Here is a 23,737-nt window from a genome sequence, read left to right as displayed (position 1 = left end):
TAGCAACTCATGCCGGCGCAGGTCAGGGCACCGCGCGCAATATCCCGGCAGGCGCAAAATTGATTGCGTATCAGGAACCCGATCCACGCGGGCGCGAATCCGTTTCGACCAAAGTCGCGTGCAACAGATAACGCTCGGGCCCCGATGTCAGCGCATCGAACGGCCAGCAGGTCGACAGCACCAGTTCACGACGGTCGGTGAGCGGATCGATCCCCGATTGATCGAAGCGGACCACCGAACTGCGATCGGCCCGATAGCGAAACATCTTGCCGTCGCTGCGCGTGACGTCGATCTCGTCACCGATTGTGACATCCCTGAGAAAGTGAAAATGCGTATCGCGGTGAGCGGAATAGACCGCCACGCCCCGCTCGCCGGCATCGACTGTCTGTTCGACATGGCCGGGGCCGAACGCCAGCGCCTGGCCGCTGCTGCCGGCAAGCACGATCGCGGAGGCGTGCAGACGCTTCACCTCGATCCGCGCCACTGGCCAGGTATCGGCCCAGCTCCACGGCCTCACCGGCTGGCCGGTCGCGATGCTTTGTGTGAAGGCGCGCTCCAGCAGCACCTGTGCGAGCAGCGCCTTGGCGTGGATATAGGCGCCCTGGCCGAACAGGATCAGGCCGATGAGGGCGAAGGCGAGGAGTGGGATGAAGCGGGGCATTGTTGCGCCTGTTGCTGTCATTCCGGGATGGTCCGAAGGACCAGACCCGGAATCTCGAGATTCTCAGGCGCGCAAGCGCGCACCATAGTTCGATGCTGCGCATCGCCCCGGAATGACATTGCGGGTTGGAAAAAAGTTGCGCGCGCGGCCCCTGGGGGACGGGTGGGAACGCCGCGCGCGCTCTTGAAGGAGGAGGTTGGGGGGCACCTCCTCCTTTCATCCGACGTCATTGGGGCGACGTCTGACGCCGGTTGAACACCAGGAGGAGAATGCTCACCGTGAGCAGGATCACGCCCGCGATCATCTTCAGCTCCGCATCGGTCGCGGTCTTCGGCAGCTGGATCGTGCCGGGACCTTGCGTGGCGACCGGTGACCGCTTCAGCGCAGCGAGCTGCAGCTTGCCGTCGCCGGCGTCGGCGCGCCGCTCGCCCGGGACGGCCGGCAGACTCGGACGCTCGCCGAACAGCTTCGCGAAATCCCAGCCGGCGGGCAGGTTGAGCGGGAGTTCGCTCAACTTCAGCGGCTCGCCTTCCGGGCGGCTCGGCGTCTTGTCGACCGCGACAAGGCTGGTCAGCCGCGTGACGAGCTGATGCTCCAGCGCCAGCGCGAGGATGGTCTTGTCGGCGTCCTCGGGGTTCTGCTGCCGCGTGGTGCGCGCCACTTCGGCATCGGCGATCTTGCGCCGGGCCCACAGTTTCGACAGGCCCTTGCCTTCAGCGGCATTCGCGAGCGGCAGCGTCACGCTCCACGGGCGATCGCCGATACGGCCCTTGATCTCGACCGAGCCGGCCAGCTTGTCGAGCTTGGCGGCCAGCACCAGCGGCTCGTCGCGATAGACGTCAGGCAGTGCCGACGGCGTCAGGTCGGCCGCCGCCTCGGAGAATTTCGCGGAGAGGCTAGTCACCGCGGGATTTTCCAGCTTGGCGAACAGGCCGCGCATGCGCTCGTCGACCTGCTCGACCGAGCCGATATGGGTGAAGGTGCCGCGGCCGAGTTCGGCGGCGCGCGTCATCAGATAGGTGTTCGGCGCCGAGCCGATGCCGACCATGAACACCCGCGAGCGGCCGTGCAGCGCGCTGATGGTCTCGAACAATTGCTGCTCGTTGCCGATGGCGCCGTCGGTCAGGAACACGACCTGACGGACGTAATTGGCGTCGTCATGGTTGGTGTCGGACAGCGCTGCGCGCATCGCCGGCACCATCTCGGTGCCGCCGCGGGCCTGCAGCGCGCTGACGAACGCCGTCGCGTTGCCGACATTGGTGTTGTTTGCCGCGACCGGTGCCGGATACAGCGTGTCCATGGTGTCGTCGAACCGGATCACGTTGAAGCGATCGGTCGGCTGCAAGCGACCGAGCGCGTAAGTCAGGCTCGCTTTGGCCTGGATGATCGAGGTGCCACCCATCGAACCGGAATTGTCGATCACGAAGATCACTTCGCGCGGCAACGGCTTCTGTTGCGCCTGCTCGACCGACGGCGGGGTGACGAAAGCGAGCAGATAGTCGGAATTGCCGACATGCTCGCGGAATAGCCCGACCGACGGCGCCTTCTCGGCGGCCGGCTTCCAGGTGAGCTCGAAATCACGATCGGCCGGCACCGGGCCTTCGGCGAGCTTGACGAGCCGCGTGGTGCTGTCGGGGCTCTCGATCCTGACCTGGTGGAAATGGCTCTTCACCTCGCCGAGCGGGAAGCCGGCGTTGAGGCGCACCGTGATGTTGGTCGGATTGACCGGCGCATTCTCCGCCGGATCGAGCACTTGCGAGGCAATGCGGTCGCGGTCCGGCACGGGATCGGTTGACGTGGCGCCCCAGCCGTTGCCGTCGGCGCGGAGGTCGACGCTCTGCACCACCGGACGCGGATTGTAGCGCGGGCCGACCACCATCGGCACCCGCAGCGAGAACTCGTTGCCGTTCTGCTGCACCGGCTCCTGATATTCGATCTGCACCAGCACGGTTTCGCCGGGGCCGATATTGGCGACGGAGTTGGTGAAGATGTTGGGCCGCTCCTGTTCGGTGAGCGCGGCCTTTTGGCCATTCTGCTTGGCCTGCTCGTAGATCGCGCGAGCCTGCTGCCGCTCCTTGATGTCGCCGACCACGACGCGGTCGCCGACCACCATCTTCAGCATGTCGACCGCGCCGCCCGCCGGCAGCGGATAGACATAGGTCGCCTCCACCCAGTCCTTGGTCGGGTTGCGGAAGATCTGCGTGACGCGGGCGCGGACCGTCGGACCCGACACCGCGAGGTCGACGTCAATGCCGAGCCTGGTCGCGTCGGCATAGCCGTCGTCGGTCTTGAACAGCAGCGAGCCGGAGCGCGCATCCGATGGCCGCAGCACCGCCTGTTGCGGCAGTTCGGCCGACCACACCGGATCGAAACTCAGGAATAGCGCCGCAAAGCCGATCACTAGCGCGGCCACACCTTCCACCAGAAAGAACAGCGCAATGCGCATCCTGCGCGACAGGCGGATCTGCGGGCTGTTCTCACATGCATCGTAAATCGTCATTTTCGTCACTCCCGAGCGAGGCTTTCGCTGCCTCGCGATCATGGAGAACGGCGGTTTTGGCGCGAGCAGAATGATCGGCAATGATTGGCCGCCGTCCGGCGCGGCCCGCCGCCGGCTGAGGCGGATTTGTGCGGTTTGGTGATGGATTGTCCGGTCTGCTAGACTGCGCGGAATCAAGGGGAACCGGGCAGGAATCTGGATGCCGACGCCTGATAAGCAGCTATCCGCCGAGCAGAGCCAGCAGGTCGCGGAGACCATCCGCGAGGAAATCGCGCGCCGCCGCATCTCGCGGCAGACGCTGGCCGAGCAGGCCAAGCTCAGCCTCTCGACCCTGGAGAAGGTGCTCGGCGGCCGCCGCCCGTTCACGCTTGCGACCACCGTGCGGCTGGAGCAGGCGCTGGGTGTGTCCTTGCGCAAGCTGCCGGAGACGATCACGGTGGCCGCACCCGCCAATGGCGGGATCGCACCCGACAGCCTCGGGTCCTATTCGCGCCGCGCGGTGGCGCGGATCGAAGGGACCTACATCACGGTGCGGCCGTCGTTCGGCGAGCAGGGCGCGCTCTACGCCTATCGCACCGAGATCGCCTGGGACGAAGCGGCGTCATCGCTCGGCTTTCGCGAGGGCGAGCGGCAGGACGCCGACTATACGCAATGCGGCGAAGTCGCGGTGCCCAATGAATCCGGCTTCGTCTACCTCGTGACCAACAGGCACGGCCAGCATCGCGTGATCACGGTGTCGCGCCCGCGCAATTCCGGCGAGATGTACGGCATCATCACGACGCTGCTCGCCGGCCGCGGCTCGCTGCTGACGCCGGTCGCCGCGCCGATCGCGTTCCTGCCGGTGAAGAACGTGCCCAAGCCCAGCCTCGGCCGGGTGTCGGCGGATGACGCGAACTACGCCGCCTATCGCGAGCATTTGCGTCGAACGATCGATGAGCCGTTCGCGATTTTCTTGCCGGGATGACAACGGCAGAGTTAGGTCCGTCATCCTGAGGTGCGAGCCTTGCGGCGCGATTGCGCCGCTGGGCGAGCCTCGAAGGATGCACGGCCCGTATGCATCGACTCGGGAGAGAGCCCGGCCGTCGACCCTTCGAGACGCCGCTTCGCGGCTCCTCAGGGTGACGGTGAGATAGCTTGCGCGTCGCTCGGCTTCACCCGCGATCCGCAAAAAGCAACGAAGCCGCCCGGATGGGCGGCTTCGCGATGGCTGATGTTTGGTGGCGGTGCGCGTCGCGCTAGCCGCCGGTCTCGGCGCTGATGATGTCACCGAACAGCTCCCACTGCCCGTTCTTGAACTGCATCATCTTGAGCTGCTCGACCGGTGCGAAGTCGGTCGCGCTGGTGTTGATCCTGATGCCGGGGATCAGCGTGTCGGGCGCAAAATCCTTCAGGCTGGCGGCCTGCTTCATCACGTTCTCACGCGTCAGGTTGTCGCCGGCCTGCTTCAGCACCTGCACCATGGTCTGCGCGGCGGCGTAGCCATAGACCAGATTGGCGTCGGCGAGGTTGGCGCCCGGCATGTACTTCTCGGCGAAGGCCATGAACTTCTTCATGCCCTCGTCATTCTTCCACTGCGGATCGGACGCGTCCTTCAGATAGCCGGCCGACAGCACGCCTTCCGAGGCCTCGAGTCCGGCCGGTTTCATGACCGCGCCGATCGAGATCGAGACGTCGGTCATCACCTGCATCGGCTTCCAGTTGAGCTCGGCGATCTTCTTGATCGCCTGCGCCGCGAATTTCGGCGTCGAGATGTTGACGAACACGTCGGCGCCGGTGTCCTTCAGCTTGACGATGTGGGAGTCGATCGACGGTTCGGTGGTCTCGTAGCTCTCTTCGGCGACGATCTTGACGCTCGACTTGTCGAGGATCTCCTTCAGGCCGACCAGGTAATCCTTGCCGAAATCGTCATTGGCATAGAAGATCGCGACCTTGGCATCCGGCTTGGCCTTCAGGATGTACTTGCCGAAGATCCGCGCCTCGACGCGATAGCTCGGCTGGAAACCCATGGTCCACGGGAAATCCTTCGGATCGTTCCACTTGCTGGCGCCGGTGGCGAGGAACAGCTGCGGCACCTTCTTGGCGTTGTGATACTTCTGCACCGCGGTCTGGGTCGGTGTGCCCAGCGCGTTGAACACCAGGAAGACCTCGTCGCTCTCGATCAGCTTGCGGATCTGCTCCACGGTCTTCGGCGGCGAGTAGCCGTCGTCATAGGAGATCCAGTTGATCTTGCGGCCGTTGATGCCGCCCTGGTCGTTGATCATCTTGAAATAGGCTTCTTCGGTCTTGCCGATGACGCCGTAGGCGGAGGCGGGACCGCTATAGGCCTCGACATTGCCGATCTTGATCTCGGTGTCGGAGGCGCCGGTATCATACTTCTTCTGTGCAAAGGCGGCCTGGGTGGAGAGCAGGCAGAGCGCCGTGACGGCTGCCAGCAGCGACAGTGTTGTTGTTTTCATAAAGGCAATTTCCTCGATTGATCTTGGATGGGGACTTACGCAACGAACCCGCAGCCGGTCCCGGCAGACGGCAGCGGGGCAATCCTTGTCGGGGCGAATCCCGGAACGCGCGGCGCGCGTCTGGCTCACGCTGCGGTATCGGTTGGCTTCGGCCGGCTGAATTGCTGCCGGAGCGTCGGCTTATGAATTTTGCCTGTCGCGTTCCGAGGCAGGACCTCGATGAATTCGATCAGGCGCGGGCATTTGAACCGCGCCAGATTGGCCTGGCAATGCGCGTGGACCTCGGCCGGGGTCAGCGAATGGCCGGATTTCACGGCGATGATCGCCATGCCGACTTCGCCCCATTGCTCGTCGGGGATGCCGATCACGGCGGCTTCGGCGACGGCGGCCAGTTGATGCAGCACGCTCTCGACCTCGGCCGGATAGACGTTCTCGCCGCCCGAGATGTACATGTCCTTCCAGCGGTCGACGATGTAGTAGAAGCCTTCCTCGTCGATCCGCGTGGCGTCGCCGGTGTGCAGCCAGCCGTCGGTGAAGGAGGAGGCATTGGCGTCCGGCCTGTTCCAGTAGCCCGGCGTGATGTTCGGGCCCTTGACCCAGAGCTCGCCGAGCTCGCCGACTGCGGCGTCGCTACCGTCGGGCCGCACGATGCGGACCTCAGTGTGCAGCACCGGCTTGCCGGAGGAGCCGGCCTTGCGCGCGGCATCCTCGCGGTCGAGCACCATCACCGCCGGCGAGGTCTCGGTCATGCCGTAGCCCTGCTGCAGTGCGACGCCGCGCGCCTCCCAGGTCTTGAGCAGCGGCACCGGCATCGGCGCGCCGCCGACGCCGCCGATCACGAGGCGGCTGAAATCCGCCGTAGCGAAGGACGGGTGCTGCGCCATGAACTGGTAGATCGCGGGCACGCCGAAGAACACGTTGATGCCCTGCGCGGGATCGTCGATCAGCTTCAGCGCCTCGCCGGGATCGAACGCGCGCATGATCAGCACGGTGCCGCCGGCATGCAGCACCGGGTTGGTATAGCAGTTCAGACCACCGGTGTGGAACAGCGGCAGCACCGTGAGCAGCACCGAGGCCGGCGAGATGTAGGCGGGGCCGCCGAGATTGACGCAATTCCAGAACGTCATCCCATGCGTGATGATCGCGCCCTTCGGCTGGCCCGTCGTCCCCGAGGTGTACATGATGGTCGAGATGTCATCGAGCATGACCTCCTCGAACCGTTCGAGCGGCGCGGCTGCCGCAATGCCGGTCTCATAGGCGCCGCCCGGGCCGAGCCTCACGGTCGCAGCGACATTGCAGAGCTTTGCCACCGCAAGCGCGGTCTCGGCGAGGTCGTCGTCATGGATCATCACCTTCGGCGCGGCGTCGCCGGTGATGTAGCGCAGCTCGGGAACGGTGAGGCGGGTGTTGAGCGGCAGAAAGATCGCGCCGATCCGGAAGCAGGCGAACTGCACCTCCAGCGTATCCGTCGTGTTCAGCGCCAGCACCGCGACGCGGTCGCCGCTGGCAACCTTGAGCCCATCGCGCAGCCAGGCCGCGAGCCGCGACACGCGGGCGTCGAGCTCCGCATAGCTGAAGCGGCGTCCGCTGGCGAGATCGACAAGCGCCATCTTGTCCGGCGTGCGCCGGCGATGATGCGCGATCCAGTCGTAGTAACGAACCGGCAAATTTCCCTCCTCCGGAACGGCAGTCTTGCGCCGCCTGTTCCTGGCTCAATTGATGCCATGAATTGGCAGTGGAGGGGGCGTATAAGGATACTGTCTTGCGTTTAGTGGCTGGCAAATCGCCGGACCGGGCGTCGGCACCGATGGCAGCCACTCGACGCAAGTGAACCGGGAGAAATCCGGACATCGTCGGAGGGAAGAATCAACGGAGCACGCGGATGGCAAACCCGTTCTACACCGGCGAGCATGAGGCCTTTCGCGAGGTGATGCGGCGCTTTGTTGCCAGGGAAATCGAGCCTTATGCCCATCAATGGGACGAGGACGGCGAGTTTCCGCGCGAGCTCTATGCCAAGGCGTCCGCGATCGGGCTACTCGGCCTCGGCTTCCCGGAAGAATATGGCGGCATCGCCGCCGACCAGTTCATGAGAATCGTGGCCTCGCAGGAGCTGGCGCGTGCCGGCGCCGGCGGCGTCTCCTCGAGCCTGATGAGCCACACCATCGGTTCGCCGCCGATCGCCCGTGCCGCGCGACCCGAGGTCAAGGCGCGGGTGCTGCCGGAGGTGCTCGCCGGCAAGAAGATCTCCGCGCTCGCGATCACCGAGCCGAGCGGCGGCTCCGATGTCGCGAACCTGCGCACCAGGGCGCGGCGCGACGGCGATCACTACGTCGTCTCCGGCGAGAAGACCTTCATCACCTCGGGCATGCGCGCCGACTATCTGACGGTCGCGGTGCGCACCGGCGGCGAAGGTCCCGGCGGCGTCAGCCTGCTGTTGATCGAAGGCAATACGCCGGGCCTGTCCCGCACCAAGCTGAAGAAGATGGGCTGGTGGGCGTCGGATACCGCGACGCTTCACTTCGACGAATGCCGCGTGCCGGTCGAGAACCTGATCGGCGAGGAAGGGCAGGGCTTCAAGATCATCATGCAGAACTTCAACAGCGAGCGCATGGGCATGGCGGCGAGCTGCACCGCCTATGCGCGCGTCTGCCTCGACGAGGCGGTCGCCTATGCCAAGGAGCGCAAGACGTTCGGCAAGCCGATCGCGCAGCACCAGGTGATCAGGCACAAGATCGTCGACATGGCACAGAAGGTCGCGGTCTCGCAGGCGATGCTGGAAATGCTGGCATGGCGGCTCGGCCAGGGCGAAAGCCCGGTCGCCGAGATCTGCATGATGAAGAATCAGGCGACCCAGACCATGGCGCATTGCGCCTCCGAGGCGGTGCAGATCTTCGGCGGCGCCGGCTTCATGCGCGGCGTCAAGGTCGAGCGTATCTACCGCGAGGTCAAGGTCAACGCCATCGGCGGCGGCACCGAGGAGATCATGAAGGACCTCGCGAGCCGGCAGATGGGGTTGTGATCGCGTCAGGTGATGATGTGGTCGCGGCGAAAAGGCGGATTGTGAACCCTCCCCCTGAAAGGGGGAGGGCAGGGTGGGGGTCAAGCCGCGAGTCGGACTGCTAGTTTGACCCCCACCCGACCCGCTCGGCATAGCCGAACGTGCCGACCTCCCCCTTTCAGGGGGAGGGGAGAAGGCAAGGTCATTCCGGGGCGCGCGCCAGCGCGAACCCGGAATCCAGAGGTAATGGATCGAGATTCCGGGTTCGATGCTTCGCATCGCCCCGGAATGACAAAGGATAGTTCGAGAACATGCTCTTCACCGCCGACCACGACGAACCGCGCCGCGCTCTACAGAAGTTCATCGCGGCCGAGATCAATCCCCATGTCGACGAATGGGAGAAGGCCGACATCTTCCCGGCGCATGAGCTGTTCAAGAAGCTCGGCGATCTTGGCTTCCTCGGCCTCAACAAGCCGGTCGAGTTCGGCGGCCAGGGACTGGATTATTCCTACGCGCTGATGATGGCCGAGGAGCTAGGCGCCATCACCTGCGGCGGCGTGCCGATGGCGATCGGGGTGCAGACCGACATGGCGACGCCGGCGCTGGCGCGGTTCGGCTCCGACGAGGTGCGGCGCGAATTCCTCAGCCCGGCGATTGCCGGCGATCAGGTCGCCTGCATCGGCGTCTCCGAGCCCGGCGCCGGCTCCGACGTCGCCTCGATCAAGACCAGTGCGCGCGCCGACGGCGACGACTACGTCATCAATGGCGGCAAGATGTGGATCACCAACGGCACCCAGGCCGACTGGATCTGCCTGCTCGCCAACACCAGCGACGGCCCGGTCCATCGCAACAAGTCGCTGATTTGTGTGCCCATGAAGACAAAGGGCGTGCAGATCGCGCGCAAGCTCGACAAGCTCGGCATGCGTTCGTCGGATACGGCGCAGATCTTCTTCGACAATGTCCGGGTGCCGAAGCGCAACCGGATCGGCGAGGAGGGCCAGGGCTTCACCTACCAGATGATCCAGTTCCAGGAGGAGCGGCTGTGGGGTGCGGCCGCCTGCCTGAAGGCGCATGAATTCATCATCAACGAGACCATCGACTACACTCGCAACCGCAAGGCGTTCGGCGGCTCGATCCTCGACAATCAGGTGGTTCACTTCAAGCTCGCGGAAATGCAGACCGAGGTCGAGCTGCTGCGCTCGCTGATCTATCGTGCCGGCGAGGCGCTGGTGGCCGGCGAGGACGTGACGCGGCTCGCGACCATGGCCAAGCTGAAGGCCGGCCGGCTCGGCCGCGAGCTTACCGATGCCTGCCTGCAATATTGGGGCGGCATGGGTTTCACCAACGAGACGCCGGTCAGCCGCGCCTATCGCGACAGCCGCCTGACCTCGATCGGCGGCGGCGCCGACGAGGTCATGCTCATGGTATTGTGCAAGATGATGGGCACGCTGCCTGGCCTGAAGCAAAAGGGAAACGCCTGATGATCACGCTCTATCACTGCGACGCCGCGCGCTCGTTCCGTCCGCTGTGGATGCTGGAGGAGCTCGGGCTTGCCTATGAGCTGAAGATGCTGCCGTTCCCGCCGCGCGTGTTCGCCAAGGAATATCTCGGCATCAATCCGCTCGGCACCATCCCGTTCATGATCGATGGCGAGACCAGGATGACGGAGTCCTCCGGCATCTGCCATTATCTCGGCACCAAATACGGCCCGACGCCGCTGATCGTCGGCGTCGACGAGCCGGCCTATGGCGCGTTCCTGAACTGGATGTATTTTTCCGACGCGACGCTGACCTTCCCGCAGACGCTGGTGCTCCGCTACAGCCAGCTTGAGCCGGAGGAGCGGCGCAACCCGCAGGTCTCGGGCGATTATGCAAAATGGTTCCTGGGCCGCCTGCGCGCGGTCGAGGCCGCCGCCGCGAAGTCGGAATTCCTCTGCGCGGAACGCTTCACCGCGGCCGACATCGCCAACGGTTATGCGCTCCGTCTCGCCAGCAATATCGGCCTCGCCAAGGATTTCGGGCCGAATGTCGCGGCCTATTGGGCGCGGCTGCAGCAGCGCGACGGTTACCAGCGCGCGGTCGCGGCGGAGCAAAAAGCCGGTCAGGAACAGAGCGTTGCGCCGCGGGCGCGGCGTTAGCGCTCGTCATTCCGGGATGGTGCGTTAGCACCAGACCCGGAATCTCGAGATTCCGGGTTCGATGCTGTCGCATCGCCCCGGAATGACGACGTTTCGTTGCAGTGACAGCGTGCGAATTTGCGTTATGGTAGCTCCGCCGCAGCGGCCCAAAGAGCCGCGCGAGGAGGAACCGCCATGGACGCGATCGTGGACGCGAAGTGCCAGAGCTCCAGCCAGCAATCCGGTCACCGGATGCTGATCACGCCGGAACGGGTGTTCTATGCCGGGCTGCTCGGACGCCCGCGCGAGCGCTGTCCCGGTGCATTCCATGTCTATGTCGCGATCCGCGACGGCTTGCATCTGTCGACCAGCGAAGGCCGCGAGTCGCATGGCGAACTCGCGGTGACGATGCCGAACCTGCGCCACACCATCACCAGCGAATATCGCTCGGCGATCTGCGTCGCGATCGAACCGGAAAGCGTGCCCGACGGCACGCTCGAAGCCGTCGCCCGCCGTCTGCAAGGATCGGACTCCCATCTGTTCGCCAATCGCATTCGCAACGCCTATGCGACGCTCGCCGAGATGCAGCATCGCGATGCGATCGCGAATGCCGAGTTCGACACCATGTGCTTCGGCGACGCGCTCCCGCAGCGCGTGCTCGATCCGCGTGTGGTGCGCGCGATCGGCCGCATCGGGCAGTTCTCCGGCGAGCCGGTGACCGCGGCAGGCTGCGCCGCCGAGGCCGGGCTATCGCCCTCGCGCTTCCTGCATCTGTTCAAGGAGGAGACCGGGATTTCGTTCCGCTCCTTCCGCGCCTGGAAGCGCGCGCGGCATCTGCTGCACTTCGCCAACCAGGACATCAACCTCGCGCATCTCGCGCAGGATATCGGCTATCCCGATAGCACGCATTTCAGCCACTCGATCCGCCGCTTCTATGGCTTGAAGCCGCGCGCGATCTTCTCCGGCTCGCGGGACCTTGCGATCTACCGCACCGGGCAAACCGCGAGCGAGCGCGCGCTGACGTAACCTCCGCTGTCGTCCCGGCTTTCGCCGGGACCCATACCGCGTGATCTATCCGTGATGCGGGATGGCAGACGCGCTGTTAAATAATGAGCAGCGGTGGTTATGGGTCCCGGCCTTCGCCGGGACGACATTGGGGTTGTTCTCCGCTACAAATTCGCGCCCTGGATCACCTCCCCGAACCGCAGCCAGCCCGGACCTTCGATCCGTTGCAGTTGAAGCTGCTGCAGCGGGTGATGATTGGTCGGGCTGGTGTTGACGCGGATGCCGGGCAGCAGCGTCGGGACCTCGATGTCCTTCAGGTTGTTGGCCTGCGCCATGATGTTGTCGCGGCTGAAATTGCCCTTGCATTGCTCGAGCACGATCTTCAGCACCTGCGCCACCGTGTAGGCGTAGAGGTTGTAGCCCTCCTTCGGATTGCCGTCGGGGAAGTACTTCTCCATGAAGGCGAGGAAGTTCTTCACGCTGGGATCATTGGCCCAGGCCGGGTCGGCGACGTCCTTGACATAGGCCGATGAGATCGTGCCCTGCGACTTGTCGAGGCCGACAGGCGCGATGGTCGAGGAGATCGAGGCGGCGCCGCTGGCGATGAAGTGCATCGGCTTCCAGCCGAGCTCATAGATCTTGCGAATCGACTGTGCACAGAACTTTGCCGTGGTGCCGGAGATCAGCACATCCGGGTTTGCGCCGCGCAGCGCAACGATCTGGGAATCGATCGTGGGATCGGTGACCTCGTGCGAGGCCACCACGGCCGCGGTCGCGAACCGCTCGCCGAGCACGTCCTTGGCGCCGGCGACGAAATCCTTGCCGAGGTCGTCGTTCTGGTAGAGCACCGCGAATTTCGCGTTCTTGTTCTGGCTCAGTGCATACTTGACGAACACCTGCGCCTCGGTCCGCGCGCTCGGCGCAAAGCCCATGGTCCAGGGATAGGTCTTGTAGTCGCCCCATTTGTCGCCATTCACCGACAGGAACAAGTGCGGCACCTTGGCGGCGTTGATGTATTTGACGACCGACGAGTTCGGCGCGGTACCGAGCATGTTGAACAGGAAGGCGACATTGTCGCTTTCGATCAGGCGGCGCACCTGCTCGACCGTCTTCGCCGGGTTGAACGCATCGTCGTAGTAGATGTACTTGATCTGCCGGCCGGCGATGCCGCCCTGCTCGTTCAGCATCTTGAAATAGGCTTCCTGGCAGCGCGCCTGCACGCCGAGCGCGGATACCGGGCCGCTCAGGGAGGTGGTGCTGCCGATCCTGATCTCGGTCGCGGTGACGCCTGGCGTGTCGTCGGCCAGCGAAGGCTTAAGACCCGCGACCGCGGCAAGTCCCGCGCCTGCCGCGCCGGTGAGCCATGTGCGCCGGTTGATCGAGACCATGACGTTCTCCCCGTGATGCCGGCTTGTTGCGCCGCTTCTGCTTGGCAGCAAGGTTAGGCGTGATACGGGCGCCGCGTCTTGTGTTAACCGGCTGGCGGCAGATCGTGTCGTCGCCGCATCCACTTAGCCAGTCAACGCAAGATGGCGCGAAGGCAAAGTTCTCATCATGGCGAAATCAGCAGCGCATGTGCGCTGCAAAGCGGACAAGAGACCCATGAGCGACAAGGCCGTCATCACCTGCGCGCTGAACGGCGTGCTTACCGACCCGAAGCAGCACAACGTTCCAGTGACGCCGGAACAGATGGCGCGCGAAGCCAAGGCCGCGTTCAACGCCGGCGCCAGCATCATGCACATCCACCTACGCCAGCAGGAGCCGAACAAGGGCCACCTGCCGTCATGGGATGTCGGCGTCAGCAAGGAGATCCAGCAGGCGATCCGCGAGGCCTGCCCCGGCGTGATCATTAACCACACCACCGGCACCTCTGGCCCGAACTACCAGGGCGCGCTCGATTGCGTGCGCGAGACCAGGCCCGAGATCGCCGCCTGCAATGCCGGCTCGTTGAATTATCTCAAGGTGAAGGCCGACAACACCTGGGCTTGGCCGCCGATGATGTTCGACAACGCCGTCGAGAAGGTGCAGGACTATCTCGACGTGATGAAGGCGGCCGGCACCATTCCCGAATTCGAGTGCTTCGATGTCGGTATCGTGCGCTGCGTTGGCATGTACCGGCAGACCGGGATGTATTCCGGTCCGCTCGAATACAATTTCGTGATGGGCGTCGCCTCGGGCATGCCGGCCGATCCGGAGCTGTTGCCGATCCTCCTGAAGCTGAAGGCGCCGGAGGCGCATTGGCAGGTCACCGCGATCGGCCGCGCCGAGATCTGGCCGCTGCACCAGCGCGCCGCCGACCTCGGCGGCCATCTGCGCAGCGGGCTCGAGGATACGTTCTATCTCGGCGACGGCACCAAGGTGACGTCGAACGGGCAGCTCGTCGAAGGTCTCGCCGCCTGCGCGCGCCGCGCCGGCCGCGAGATCGCGAGCCCGGCCGAGGCGCGGCAGATTTTTGGAACGCGACACTGACCGTCATTCCGGGGCACGCGAAGCGTGAACCCGGAATCTCGCGCCACACCTCTGGATTCCGGGTCTGCGCTTCGCGCATCCCGGAATGACGGAGCCCGGGAGGAGAAACGCATGCACAATCTCGCAGCAACCGGCGGCGTCACCGGGCCGGGTCGTATCGGCCGGGTCGCGATCGGCGACCTGTTGAAGCGCGCCGCGCGGCGGTTTCCGGATCGCATCGCGCTGACCGACGGCAGCAGGCAGGTCACCTTCACCGAACTCGAGCGCGACGCCAATCGCTTCGCCAATCATCTGGTGCAGCGCGGGCTGAAGCCGGGCGAGAAGATTTCGACCATCTGCAACAACTCTGTCGAATTCGTCAAAGCGCTGTTTGGCATTCACCGCGCCGGGCTGGTCTGGGTGCCCATCAACACCATGCTCGGACCGGCTGATATGGACTACATCCTCGGCCATGCCGAGGTGCGTTTCGCCATCATCGATGACGCCCTTCATGCCCAGGCCGACCGCCGCGCCGCGCTGGAAGCGCGCGGCATGGAGATGATCGCGATCGATCTGACCGGCAATGCCGGCAAGACCGGATTGCAGGAGTTCAACGGTCTGTTGGAGGGACAGTCCGATATCGAGCCTGACATCGAGATCAACGACCGCGACCTCGCGATGATCATCTATACGTCAGGTACGACCTCGCGGCCGAAGGGCGCGATGCATTGTCACCTCGCCGTTGTCATGGCCGTGATGAGCAATTGTATCGAGATGCAGCTCTCGCGCGATGACGGGATCACCGGACAGTTTCCGCTGTTCCACTGCGCCGGCCACGTGTTGCTGCTCAGCTATCTCTCGGTCGGCGGCCGCATGGCGCTGATGCGCGGCTTCGATCCGGTCGCGTGCATGGAGGCGATCGTGCGCGACAAGCTCACCGTGTTCGTCGGCCTGTCGTTGATGTATCAGGCGATCCTCGACCATCCGCGCCGGCGCGACTACGACCTGTCAGGCCTGCGCTGCTGCATCTACACCATGGCGCCGATGGGCAAGCCGCTGCTCGAGCGCGCCATGGCCGATCTCTGTCCGAACTTCGTGCTATCCAGCGGCCAGACCGAGATGTATCCGGCGACGACGATGTCCCGCCCGGAGGTGCAGCTCGACCGTTTCGGCAATTACTGGGGCGAATCGCTGATCGTCAATGAGACCGCGATCATGGACGACAACGGCAATCTGCTGCCGCGCGGCGAGATCGGCGAGCTGGTGCATCGCGGACCCAATGTGATGATGGGCTACTACAAGGACCCCAAATCGACCGAGGAGGCGCGCAAGTTCGGCTGGCACCATACCGGCGATCTTGCTTTGATCGACGGCAACGGCGAGGTGCTGTTCCTCGACCGCAAGAAGGATATGATCAAGTCGGGCGGCGAGAACGTTGCCTCCGTCAAGATTGAGGAGACGTTGCTGGCGCATCCCGCCGTGCAGAACGCCGCCGTGGTCGGCCTGCCGCATCCGCAATGGGGCGAGGCGGTCTCCGCCTTCGTCAAGCTGAAGCCCGGCGCGGTGGCCGACGAGGCCGGCATCGAGGCGCATTGCAGAAAGCATCTCGGTGGCTTCCAGGTGCCGAAGCTGGTGCGTATCCTCGAGGAGATGCCGATGACCGCGACCGGCAAGCTACGCAAGGTCGAGCTGCGGCAGCAATACAGTGGGCATTTTGTGGAGCGCGCCTAGTGGCCATCATCGAGAACACGATTTCCACCGGCAGCGCCGCCTTCCAGGGCAATCGCGACGGCATGCTGGCGCTGATCGCCCGGATGCGCGCCCTGGAGGAGCGGACGCGCGCAGCCTCCGCCGCGGCAAAGGACCGCTTCCACAAGCGCGGCCAGCTATTGCCACGCGAGCGCGTCGCGCTGGTGCTCGATCCCGGTTCGCCCTTCCTCGAACTGTCGACGCTCGCCGGTTACATGTTCGACGTAGCGGATGCGGACAAGAGCGTGCCCGGCGGCGGACTGGTCGCGGGCATCGGCTTCGTCTCCGGCATCCGCTGCATGGTCAGCGCCAATGATGCCGGCATCGACGCGGGCGCATTGCAGCCTTACGGCCTCGACAAGACGCTGCGGGTGCAGGAGCTCGCGCTGGAGAACAAGCTGCCCTATGTGCAGCTGGTCGAGAGCGCCGGCGCCAACCTGCTGCGCTACCGTGTCGAGGACTTCGTCCGTGGCGGCAACATCTTCCGCAACCTGGCGCGGCTGTCGGCGGCAGGGCTTCCCGTCGTTACCGTCACCCACGGCTCCTCGACCGCGGGCGGCGCCTACCAGACCGGTCTCTCCGACTACATCGTGATGGTGCGCGGCCGCACCCGCGCGTTCCTTGCCGGGCCGCCTCTGCTCAAGGCGGCCACCGGCGAGATCGCGACCGAGGAGGAGCTCGGCGGCGCCGAGATGCACACCCAGATCTCCGGTCTCGGCGATTATCTCGCCGAGGACGACCGCGATGCGCTCCGCATCGCGCGCGAGCTCATGGCCAAGCTGCCTTGGGATCGTTCTTGGGATCGGCCGGCCGCCGAACCGGCCGCGTTCAAGCCGCCACGTTATGACGCCGAGGAACTGCTCGGCATCATGCCGATGGATCACAAGCGCCCCGTCGACATGCGCCAGGCGATTGCGCGCTTCATCGACGATTCCGACTTCACCGAGTTCGGCGCCAATTACGGCCCGGCGACGGTCTGCGGCCACGCGCGCATCGAGGGGCAGGCGATCGGCATCATCACCAATAATGGCCCGCTCGACGTGCCCGGCGCCAACAAGGCGACGCATTTCATCCAGGCCTGCTGCCAGTCGCGCACACCGATCCTCTACATGAACAACACCACCGGCTACATGGTGGGCCGGGCCTATGAAGAGGCCGGCATGATCAAGCACGGCTCCAAGATGATCCAGGCGGTGACCTCGGCGACGGTGCCGCAGATCACGCTGTATTGCGGCGCCTCGTTCGGCGCCGGCAATTACGGCATGTGCGGCCGCGGCTTCCATCCGCGCTTCTGCTTCTCCTGGCCCAACGCCAAGACCGCCGTGATGGGCGGCGAGCAGGCCGCCGAAACCATGGCGATCGTGACTGAGGCCGCCGCCGCGCGGCGCGGCAAGCCGATCGAGAAGGAGAAGCTGGACGCGATGAAGGCGCAGATCACCGGGGTGTTCGACAGCCAGATGGACGTGTTCTCGACCAGCGCCCGGGTGCTCGACGACGGAGTGATCGATCCGCGCGACACGCGGACGGTGCTTGCCGAGGTGCTTACGATCTGCCGCGAGGCCGAGGCCCGCAGCCCGCAGCGCATGCAGTTCTCGGTGGCGCGGCCATGAGCGGGGCAATCGTGAAGCGGACGCCGTTCTTCAAGATCCTGATCGCCAACCGCGGCGAGATCGCGCTGCGCATCATGCGATCGGCACGCCGGCTCGGCCATGGCGTCGTCGCGGTCTATTCGGACGCCGACCGTGACGCGCTGCATGTGCGCGAGGCCGACCAGGCGGTGCGGATCGGCGAGGCGCTGCCGGCGCAATCCTATCTGAAGATCGACGCGATCATCGCCGCGGCCAAGGCGAGCGGCGCCGGCGCGGTGCATCCCGGTTATGGCTTCCTCGCCGAGAACGAGGATTTTGCGCATGCCTGCCGCGATGCGGGTCTGGTGTTCATCGGTCCGTCGCCGGAAGCGATCCTTGCGATGGGCAACAAGGCCGGCGCCAAGGAGATCATGCAGCGGGCCGGCGTGCCCTGCGTGCCCGGCTATCAGGGCGCCGACCAGAGCGATGCCGTGATGCTGGCGGAAGCCAGGGCCATTGGTTTTCCGGTCATGATCAAGGCGGTCGCCGGCGGCGGCGGCCGCGGCATGCGGCTTGTCGCCGATGCGGCGGCATTTCCCGACGCGCTGCGCAGCGCGCGATCGGAGGCGCAGGGTGCGTTCGGCGATCCGACCGTCATTCTGGAGCGCGCGATCGTCAATCCCCGCCACATCGAGATCCAGGTGTTCGGCGACCGCCATGGTAACGCCATCCATCTCGGCGAGCGCGATTGCTCGGTGCAGCGGCGACACCAGAAGCTGGTCGAGGAGGCGCCGTCGCCGGCGGTGACGTCGGAGCTGCGCGCGCGGATGGGCGCGGTCGCGGTGCAGGCGGTCAAGGCGATCGGCTACGAGGGCGCCGGCACGCTGGAATTTTTGCTCGATCGCGCCGGCAATTTCTACTTCATGGAGATGAACACGCGGCTGCAGGTCGAGCATCCCGTCACTGAGGCGATCACCGGGCTCGATCTGGTCGAATTGCAGCTGCGCGTCGCCAGTGGCGCGCCGCTCGGCTTGACCCAGGAGGACGTCAAGTTCTCCGGCCATGCCATCGAGGTGCGGCTCTGCTCGGAGGATGCTGCGCACGATTTCATGCCGCAATCCGGCACGATGGCGCGGTGGCAGATGCCCGACGGTATCCGCGTCGAGCACGCGCTGCAGTCCGGCTCGGAGATTCCGCCGTTCTATGATTCGATGATCGCCAAGGTTATCAGCCATGGCACGACCCGCGAGGAGGCGCGCGGCAAGCTGATCTGTGCCCTGGAGCAGGTCACGGCCTTCGGCGTCACGACCAACCAGGGCTTCCTGATCGACTGCCTGCGCTACCCTGTCTTTGCCAGGGGCGAGGCGACCACGGCCTTCATCGGCGACAACCGCGATGCGCTGCTGGCGCCGCGGCCCGATCGCGGCAGCGATCTCGCGCTTGCGGCGCTGCTGCTCTACGTCACCAATCCGCACGCACCGCCATGGCAGCGCGGGCGGTCGCTCGCAGCGACATTCCCGCTCGGCCTGCGGATCGATCTCGGCCGCGGCGTGCAGGAGATCGAGATTGTCCGCGAGCGCGACGGCAGCTACATCGCGACCCGCAACGGCGATCGCTTCAGCTTCGTGATCGACGAGCTCAGCCGGGACAGCATCCGCTTCCACCACGATGGGGTGATGGAGCATGCCCAATTCCTGCGCGATGGCGACCGGCTCTATATCCTGCATCGCGGCGTCACGCTGTCGGTGCGCGATCTCGCCCTCGCGCCGCCGGAGAGCGCGACGGCGGCCGGCGGTGACGGCAAGGTCCGCGCCGCCATGAACGGCCGGGTCGTCGCGGTGCTGGTGAAGCCGGGCGACAAGGTCGCGGCCGGCCAGCCGGTGATGACGCTGGAAGCGATGAAGATGGAGCACGTCCACACCGCCGGCGTCGCGGGCACGGTATCGTCGATCGATGTCGCCGAGGGCGAGCAGGTGACGACGGGGAAGATCGTGGTGGAGATCGAGGCCGCCACATAACCGCCGTCGTCCCGGCGCAGGCCGGGACCCATAACCACCGCTGTATGTTGTTGGAGCAAGCTGTGGCCCCAGTTTGGCAAATCAACGGGCATTCGGGGTAATGGGTCCCGGCCTTCGCCGGGACGACATTTATGAGGCCGCTTGCCCGGTCCCGTCATTCAGCCAGCAGGCGATCTGATGCGCCGGGCCGGCCGCCTGCAGCGCCGGGCGTTCGCTTTTGCAGCGATCCATCGCGTAACGGCAGCGGGTGTGGAAGGCGCAGCCTGAGGGCGGGTTGATCGGGCTCGGCACGTCGCCGTCGATCAGCGGTGCGGTTCGCTTGGCCTTGGGATCGGCAATCGGCACCGAGGCGAGCAGCGCCTGGGTGTAGGGATGGCGCGGATTGGCGAACAGCTCGTGCTTGTCGGCGATCTCGACAATGCGACCGAGATACATCACCGCGACGCGGTGGCTGATATGGGCGACGACCGCCAGATCGTGCGCGATGAACAGATATGAGAAGTTCTGCTTGCGCTGCAGGTCGATCAACAGATTGATCACCTGCGCCTGGATCGAGACGTCGAGCGCGGAGACCGGCTCGTCGCAGACGATCAGCCGCGGCCCGAGCGACAGCGCACGCGCGATGCAGATGCGCTGGCGCTGGCCGCCGGAGAACTGGTGCGGAAAATTCTTCATCTGGTCGGGCCGCAGGCCGACCTGCTGGAACAGTTCCGCGACGCGCTCCTGCTTCTTCGCGCCGGTCGCGAGGCCATGCACAATGAGGGGCTCGCCGACGATGTCGCCGGCCGTCATGCGCGGGTTGAGCGAGGCGAACGGATCCTGGAACACGATCTGCATCGAGCGCCGGTACGGCCGCAGCGCCGTCTTGCTGAGCGGCGCGATGTCCTCGCCATCCAGCTTGATGGCGCCGCTGGTCGGCTCGACCAGCCGCAGCACGGTGCGCGCCACCGTCGACTTGCCGCAGCCGGATTCGCCGACCAGGCCGAGCGTTTCGCCGGCGCCGAGCGCGAAGCTGACGCCGTCGACCGCATGCACGGTGCCGACCTGCCGGCGCAGCACACCGCCGCGCACCGCGTAGTGCTTGACGAGGTCGGTCACCTCGAGGAGCGGGCGCTGTTCGGTCATGACGCCTCCGCCATCTCGCCGGCGCGCCAGCACGCGGCCCAGTGATTGCTCTTGATCTCGTCGAGCGGCGGATATTCCTGACGGCAGCGGTCGACCGCCAGCTTGCAGCGCGGCGCGAAGGCGCAGCCGGGCGGCAGCTTGGTCAGCGACGGCACCATGCCGGGGATTTCGGTCAGCCGCGCATCGGTCTTCGCGCCGAGCGCGATCACCGCCGGCATCGAGGCCATCAGTCCGCGGGTGTAGGGGTGCAGCGGCGTCTCGAACAAAGCTTCGACCGTCGCCTCCTCGACCTTCTTGCCGGCATACATCACGATCACGCGCTGCGCGGTTTGCGCGACGACGCCGAGGTCGTGGGTGATCAGGATCAGCCCGGTGCCGAGCCGCTTTTGCAGATCGACGATCAGCGCCAGGATCTGCGCCTGGATGGTGACGTCGAGCGCCGTGGTCGGTTCGTCCGCGATCAGGAGCGCCGGCCGGCACGCCAGCGCCATCGCAATCATCGCGCGCTGGCGCATGCCGCCGGACAGCTGATGCGGATATTCCTGCGCGCGGCGCTCCGGCTCCGGAATCCGCACCAGCCGCAGCATGTCGACCGCCTGCTTCCAGGCCTCCTTGCTGCTGACCTTCTGGTGCAGCCGCACCGCCTCAATGATCTGGTCGCCGATCCGCATCACCGGATTGAGCGAGGTCATCGGCTCCTGGAAGATCATCGAGATGCGGTTGCCCCTGATGTCGCGCATCGCGGCATCGTCGAGCTTCAGCAGATCGGTGCCCTCGAGCGTCACCGAGCCGCCGACGATGCGGCCGGGCGGATCGGGCACCAGCCGCATGATCGACAGCGCGCTGACGCTCTTGCCGCAGCCGGACTCGCCGACGATCGCCAGCGTCTCGCCGCGGCGGACCGAGAACGAGACGTCGTCGACCGCGCGGAACAGGCCGGAGTTGGTGAAGAACACCGTTTGCAGGTTCTTCACGTCGAGAATCGTATCGAGCGTCTTGGCCTCGCTCATCAGCCGCGCTGCCTCGGATCGAGAATGTCGCGCAACGCGTCGCCGAACAGATTGGTGCCGAACACCGCAAGGCTGATCGCAATGCCGGGGAAGATCACCAGCCACGGCGCGGTGCGGACATATTCGGCGGCGGATTCGGACAGCATGCGACCCCAGGACGGATAAGGCTCGGGGATGCCGAGGCCAAGGAACGACAGCGACGCTTCGGTCAGGATGGTTGAGCCGAGTTGCGCGGTGGCGAGCACGATCAGCGGCGCGATGGTGTTGGGCAGCACGTGGCGCAGCGCGATCCGCATCTCGCTCATGCCGATCGATTTGGCGGCCTCGACGAACGGCTGCTCGCGCAGCGCCAGCGTGTTGGCGCGGATCACGCGCGCGACCGTCGGGATCAGGGGAATTGCGATCGCCAGGATCACGTTCGGCAGCGAGGGACCGAGCGCCGCGGTCATGACGAGTGCGAGCACCAAGAGCGGCAGCGATTGCAGGATGTCGGTCACCCGCTGGAACACGAGGTCAACCCAGCCGGAGAGATAGCCGGAGGCAAGGCCGACGATCACGCCGAGCGTGGCGCCGAGCGTCGTCGAGCCGATGCCGACCGCAAGCGAGATCCGGGCGCCATGGATGATGCGGCTCCAGACGTCGCGGCCGAAGGAGTCGGTGCCGAACCAGTGCAGCGCGGACGGCGCAGCCAGCCGGTGCGCGGAATCGACGCTGAGCGGATCGTAGCGGCTGATGACGTTCGCGAAGATCGCGGTCAGCACGAACAGCAGCATGATGACGAGGCCGACCGTGCCGAGCACATGGCGCTGCGCGAGGAACGCAAACCGTCCCCAGCCACCGGTGGCGTTGGCCCCGGCACGTCGCAATTCGCTGTCGAAATTGATCGTCGCCACGTGTCAGCTTCTTCGCCTGATGATTGCAGAACGGTCTTCTCCCTCTCCCCGCTTGCGGGGAGAGGGTTGGGGTGAGGGGGGCTCTCCGCAAGCGCGGTGGGCGTTGGATTCGCGGTGAGCCCCCCTCACCCGGATCGCATCTGCGATGCGATCCGACCTCTCCCCGCAAGCGGGGCGAGGTAAGAGTTGGACTCGGCCTTCGACCAATCCTGTCATGTCACTCTCCAAACCGGATACGTGGGTCGATTGCCGCATAAAGCATGTCGACGATGAAGTTCACCACCACCACGACGACGGCGATGAACATCACGAGGTTCTGCACGATCGGGTAGTCGCGCCAGCGCAGCGCCTCGACCAGGAAGCGGGCGATGCCAGGGATGTTGAACACGGTCTCGGTGACAATCAGGCCGCCGATCAGGAACGCGGCCTCGATGCCGATCACGGTGATGACCGGCAGCACCGCGTTCTTCAGCGCGTGGTGATAGTTCACGGAGGCCTCGGAGGCGCCCTTGGCACGCGCGGTGCGGATATAGTCCTGGCGCAGGATCTCCAGCATCGAGGAGCGGGTGATGCGCATGGTGAGTGCCGCGCTGCGGAAGCCCACCGCCATCGCCGGCACCGCATAGATGGTCAGCGCCTCGAGCCAGGTTTTCGGGTTCGGATTGAAGATCGGCATGGTGCCGAACAGCGAGACCGAGGCCATCAAGACCAAGAGGCCGAGCCAGAAAGACGGCAGCGACAGGCCGCTGAGGCTGACGACGCGCAGCGCATAATCGAGCCGTGAGCCCTGGTGGACGGCGCTGATGACACCGAGCGGAATACCGATCGAGGCGGAGAACAATAGCGCCAACCCGGCGAGCCGCGCCGTGATCGGAATCCGCGGCAGGATTTCCTCCAGCGCCGGCTTTTCCGAAACGTAGGAATAGCCGAGATCGCCGTGCAGCAGGCCGCCGATCCAGTGCAGATACTGGATCACGATCGGCTGGCTCAACCCGAGCTCGCGCTCGAGATTGGCCTTGTCGGCGGGGTCGACGAAGCCCGCGGCGTCGAACAGGATGTCGACGATGTTGCCGGGAACGACGCGCAGCAGCACGAAGATGATGACCGAGATCCCGAACAGGGTCACCAGCATCAGGAACAGCCGCCGCACGATATAGGCAAACACCCTGGCTCTCTCCTTGATCCCGCCT

18 protein-coding genes are annotated in these 23,737 nt (G+C 65.5%); 9 read left to right on the top strand and 9 right to left on the bottom strand.

Annotated features, from left to right (window positions below; translation table 11 throughout):
* Positions 1-70 precede the first annotated feature (70 nt).
* Positions 71-661, bottom strand: a complete 591-nt coding sequence (locus tag ACVMIH_RS25335) for a class GN sortase (protein WP_057021195.1) — start codon at positions 659-661, stop codon at positions 71-73.
* 226 nt (positions 662-887) lie between these two features.
* Positions 888-3,107 carry a marine proteobacterial sortase target protein gene (locus tag ACVMIH_RS25330; protein ID WP_456856724.1) on the bottom strand — a complete coding sequence of 740 codons (2,220 nt, stop codon included), beginning with the start codon at positions 3,105-3,107 and terminating at the stop codon, positions 888-890.
* A 253-nt stretch (positions 3,108-3,360) separates the two neighbouring features.
* On the opposite strand from ACVMIH_RS25330, the gene ACVMIH_RS25325 reads away from it, so the two are divergent.
* Positions 3,361-4,125, top strand: coding sequence for a helix-turn-helix domain-containing protein (locus ACVMIH_RS25325; RefSeq protein ID WP_456815156.1), 765 nt, complete (start codon positions 3,361-3,363; stop codon positions 4,123-4,125).
* Between the two features lie 271 nt (positions 4,126-4,396).
* Here the strand turns inward: ACVMIH_RS25325 and ACVMIH_RS25320 are convergent, their stop codons facing one another.
* The gene (locus ACVMIH_RS25320; RefSeq protein WP_456815155.1) at positions 4,397-5,617 is read right to left on the bottom strand and encodes an ABC transporter substrate-binding protein; all 1,221 of its coding nucleotides are present in this window, start codon (positions 5,615-5,617) and stop codon (positions 4,397-4,399) included.
* A gap of 125 nt (positions 5,618-5,742) precedes the next feature.
* A complete protein-coding gene (locus ACVMIH_RS25315) occupies positions 5,743-7,284 on the bottom strand; it encodes an acyl-CoA synthetase (RefSeq protein ID WP_456854515.1) in 1,542 nt (513 codons plus the stop codon).
* A 215-nt stretch (positions 7,285-7,499) separates the two neighbouring features.
* Here ACVMIH_RS25315 and ACVMIH_RS25310 point away from each other — a divergent pair, with 215 nt between their 5' ends.
* The 4 genes from ACVMIH_RS25310 to ACVMIH_RS25295 all read left to right on the top strand — a co-directional run bounded on the left by ACVMIH_RS25310 (position 7,500) and on the right by ACVMIH_RS25295 (position 11,757).
* Complete coding sequence (locus ACVMIH_RS25310) at positions 7,500-8,636, top strand: acyl-CoA dehydrogenase family protein (protein ID WP_057021199.1); 1,137 nt, start codon at positions 7,500-7,502, stop codon at positions 8,634-8,636.
* 290 nt (positions 8,637-8,926) lie between these two features.
* Positions 8,927-10,096: an acyl-CoA dehydrogenase family protein gene (locus ACVMIH_RS25305; RefSeq protein WP_057021200.1), complete on the top strand. Its 1,170-nt coding sequence runs from the start codon at positions 8,927-8,929 to the stop codon at positions 10,094-10,096.
* On the top strand, positions 10,096-10,752 hold the full coding sequence (locus ACVMIH_RS25300; RefSeq protein ID WP_076834864.1) for a glutathione S-transferase family protein: 657 nt from the start codon (positions 10,096-10,098) through the stop codon (positions 10,750-10,752). Before ACVMIH_RS25305 ends, ACVMIH_RS25300 begins: the two co-directional genes overlap by 1 nt.
* Before the next feature lie 174 nt (positions 10,753-10,926).
* Positions 10,927-11,757 (top strand): helix-turn-helix domain-containing protein, encoded by an 831-nt coding sequence (locus ACVMIH_RS25295; protein ID WP_057021202.1) that lies wholly within the window; start codon positions 10,927-10,929, stop codon positions 11,755-11,757.
* Positions 11,758-11,900: 143 nt separating this feature from the next.
* Here the strand turns inward: ACVMIH_RS25295 and ACVMIH_RS25290 are convergent, their stop codons facing one another.
* On the bottom strand, positions 11,901-13,124 hold the full coding sequence (locus ACVMIH_RS25290) for an ABC transporter substrate-binding protein (protein ID WP_456863770.1): 1,224 nt from the start codon (positions 13,122-13,124) through the stop codon (positions 11,901-11,903).
* A 214-nt stretch (positions 13,125-13,338) separates the two neighbouring features.
* On the opposite strand from ACVMIH_RS25290, the gene ACVMIH_RS25285 reads away from it, so the two are divergent.
* From ACVMIH_RS25285 to ACVMIH_RS25270, 4 genes are all read left to right on the top strand, one after another.
* Positions 13,339-14,205 carry a BKACE family enzyme gene (locus tag ACVMIH_RS25285; RefSeq protein WP_057021261.1) on the top strand — a complete coding sequence of 289 codons (867 nt, stop codon included), beginning with the start codon at positions 13,339-13,341 and terminating at the stop codon, positions 14,203-14,205.
* 111 nt (positions 14,206-14,316) lie between these two features.
* Positions 14,317-15,915, top strand: a complete 1,599-nt coding sequence (locus ACVMIH_RS25280; RefSeq protein ID WP_253588607.1) for an AMP-binding protein — start codon at positions 14,317-14,319, stop codon at positions 15,913-15,915.
* Entirely contained in the window at positions 15,915-17,543 is a 1,629-nt protein-coding gene (locus tag ACVMIH_RS25275) for an acyl-CoA carboxylase subunit beta (RefSeq protein WP_229191119.1), read from the top strand. Before ACVMIH_RS25280 ends, ACVMIH_RS25275 begins: the two co-directional genes overlap by 1 nt.
* On the top strand, positions 17,540-19,519 hold the full coding sequence (locus tag ACVMIH_RS25270) for an acetyl/propionyl/methylcrotonyl-CoA carboxylase subunit alpha (protein ID WP_253588608.1): 1,980 nt from the start codon (positions 17,540-17,542) through the stop codon (positions 19,517-19,519). The genes ACVMIH_RS25275 and ACVMIH_RS25270 overlap by 4 nt, the downstream gene beginning before the upstream one ends.
* A gap of 129 nt (positions 19,520-19,648) precedes the next feature.
* On the opposite strand, the gene ACVMIH_RS25265 is transcribed toward ACVMIH_RS25270, so the two are convergent.
* The 4 genes from ACVMIH_RS25265 to ACVMIH_RS25250 form a co-directional block, all read right to left on the bottom strand.
* Positions 19,649-20,644: an ABC transporter ATP-binding protein gene (locus ACVMIH_RS25265; protein WP_253588609.1), complete on the bottom strand. Its 996-nt coding sequence runs from the start codon at positions 20,642-20,644 to the stop codon at positions 19,649-19,651.
* A complete protein-coding gene (locus ACVMIH_RS25260) occupies positions 20,641-21,654 on the bottom strand; it encodes an ABC transporter ATP-binding protein (protein ID WP_076834870.1) in 1,014 nt (337 codons plus the stop codon). The genes ACVMIH_RS25265 and ACVMIH_RS25260 overlap by 4 nt, the downstream gene beginning before the upstream one ends.
* Complete coding sequence (locus ACVMIH_RS25255) at positions 21,654-22,547, bottom strand: ABC transporter permease (protein ID WP_016848340.1); 894 nt, start codon at positions 22,545-22,547, stop codon at positions 21,654-21,656. The genes ACVMIH_RS25260 and ACVMIH_RS25255 overlap by 1 nt, the downstream gene beginning before the upstream one ends.
* A gap of 217 nt (positions 22,548-22,764) precedes the next feature.
* On the bottom strand, positions 22,765-23,712 hold the full coding sequence (locus tag ACVMIH_RS25250; protein WP_057021208.1) for an ABC transporter permease: 948 nt from the start codon (positions 23,710-23,712) through the stop codon (positions 22,765-22,767).
* Positions 23,713-23,737 lie beyond the last annotated feature (25 nt).

It is taken from the genome of Bradyrhizobium sp. USDA 4503 (assembly GCF_054055815.1).
This window is presented reverse-complemented; position numbering and strand designations above follow the sequence as displayed.

Coding starts and splice junctions, on each gene's coding strand:
- ACVMIH_RS25325 (WP_456815156.1), top strand. CDS start 3,361: ATGCCGACGCCTGATAAGCAGCTATCCGCCGAGCAGAGCCAGCAGGTC.
- ACVMIH_RS25285 (WP_057021261.1), top strand. CDS start 13,339: ATGAGCGACAAGGCCGTCATCACCTGCGCGCTGAACGGCGTGCTTACC.
- ACVMIH_RS25260 (WP_076834870.1), bottom strand. CDS start 21,654: ATGAGCGAGGCCAAGACGCTCGATACGATTCTCGACGTGAAGAACCTG.
- ACVMIH_RS25265 (WP_253588609.1), bottom strand. CDS start 20,644: ATGACCGAACAGCGCCCGCTCCTCGAGGTGACCGACCTCGTCAAGCAC.
- ACVMIH_RS25330 (WP_456856724.1), bottom strand. CDS start 3,107: ATGCGCATTGCGCTGTTCTTTCTGGTGGAAGGTGTGGCCGCGCTAGTG.
- ACVMIH_RS25295 (WP_057021202.1), top strand. CDS start 10,927: ATGGACGCGATCGTGGACGCGAAGTGCCAGAGCTCCAGCCAGCAATCC.
- ACVMIH_RS25280 (WP_253588607.1), top strand. CDS start 14,317: ATGCACAATCTCGCAGCAACCGGCGGCGTCACCGGGCCGGGTCGTATC.
- ACVMIH_RS25320 (WP_456815155.1), bottom strand. CDS start 5,617: ATGAAAACAACAACACTGTCGCTGCTGGCAGCCGTCACGGCGCTCTGC.
- ACVMIH_RS25305 (WP_057021200.1), top strand. CDS start 8,927: ATGCTCTTCACCGCCGACCACGACGAACCGCGCCGCGCTCTACAGAAG.
- ACVMIH_RS25335 (WP_057021195.1), bottom strand. CDS start 661: ATGCCCCGCTTCATCCCACTCCTCGCCTTCGCCCTCATCGGCCTGATC.
- ACVMIH_RS25300 (WP_076834864.1), top strand. CDS start 10,096: ATGATCACGCTCTATCACTGCGACGCCGCGCGCTCGTTCCGTCCGCTG.
- ACVMIH_RS25310 (WP_057021199.1), top strand. CDS start 7,500: ATGGCAAACCCGTTCTACACCGGCGAGCATGAGGCCTTTCGCGAGGTG.
- ACVMIH_RS25290 (WP_456863770.1), bottom strand. CDS start 13,124: ATGGTCTCGATCAACCGGCGCACATGGCTCACCGGCGCGGCAGGCGCG.
- ACVMIH_RS25270 (WP_253588608.1), top strand. CDS start 17,540: ATGAGCGGGGCAATCGTGAAGCGGACGCCGTTCTTCAAGATCCTGATC.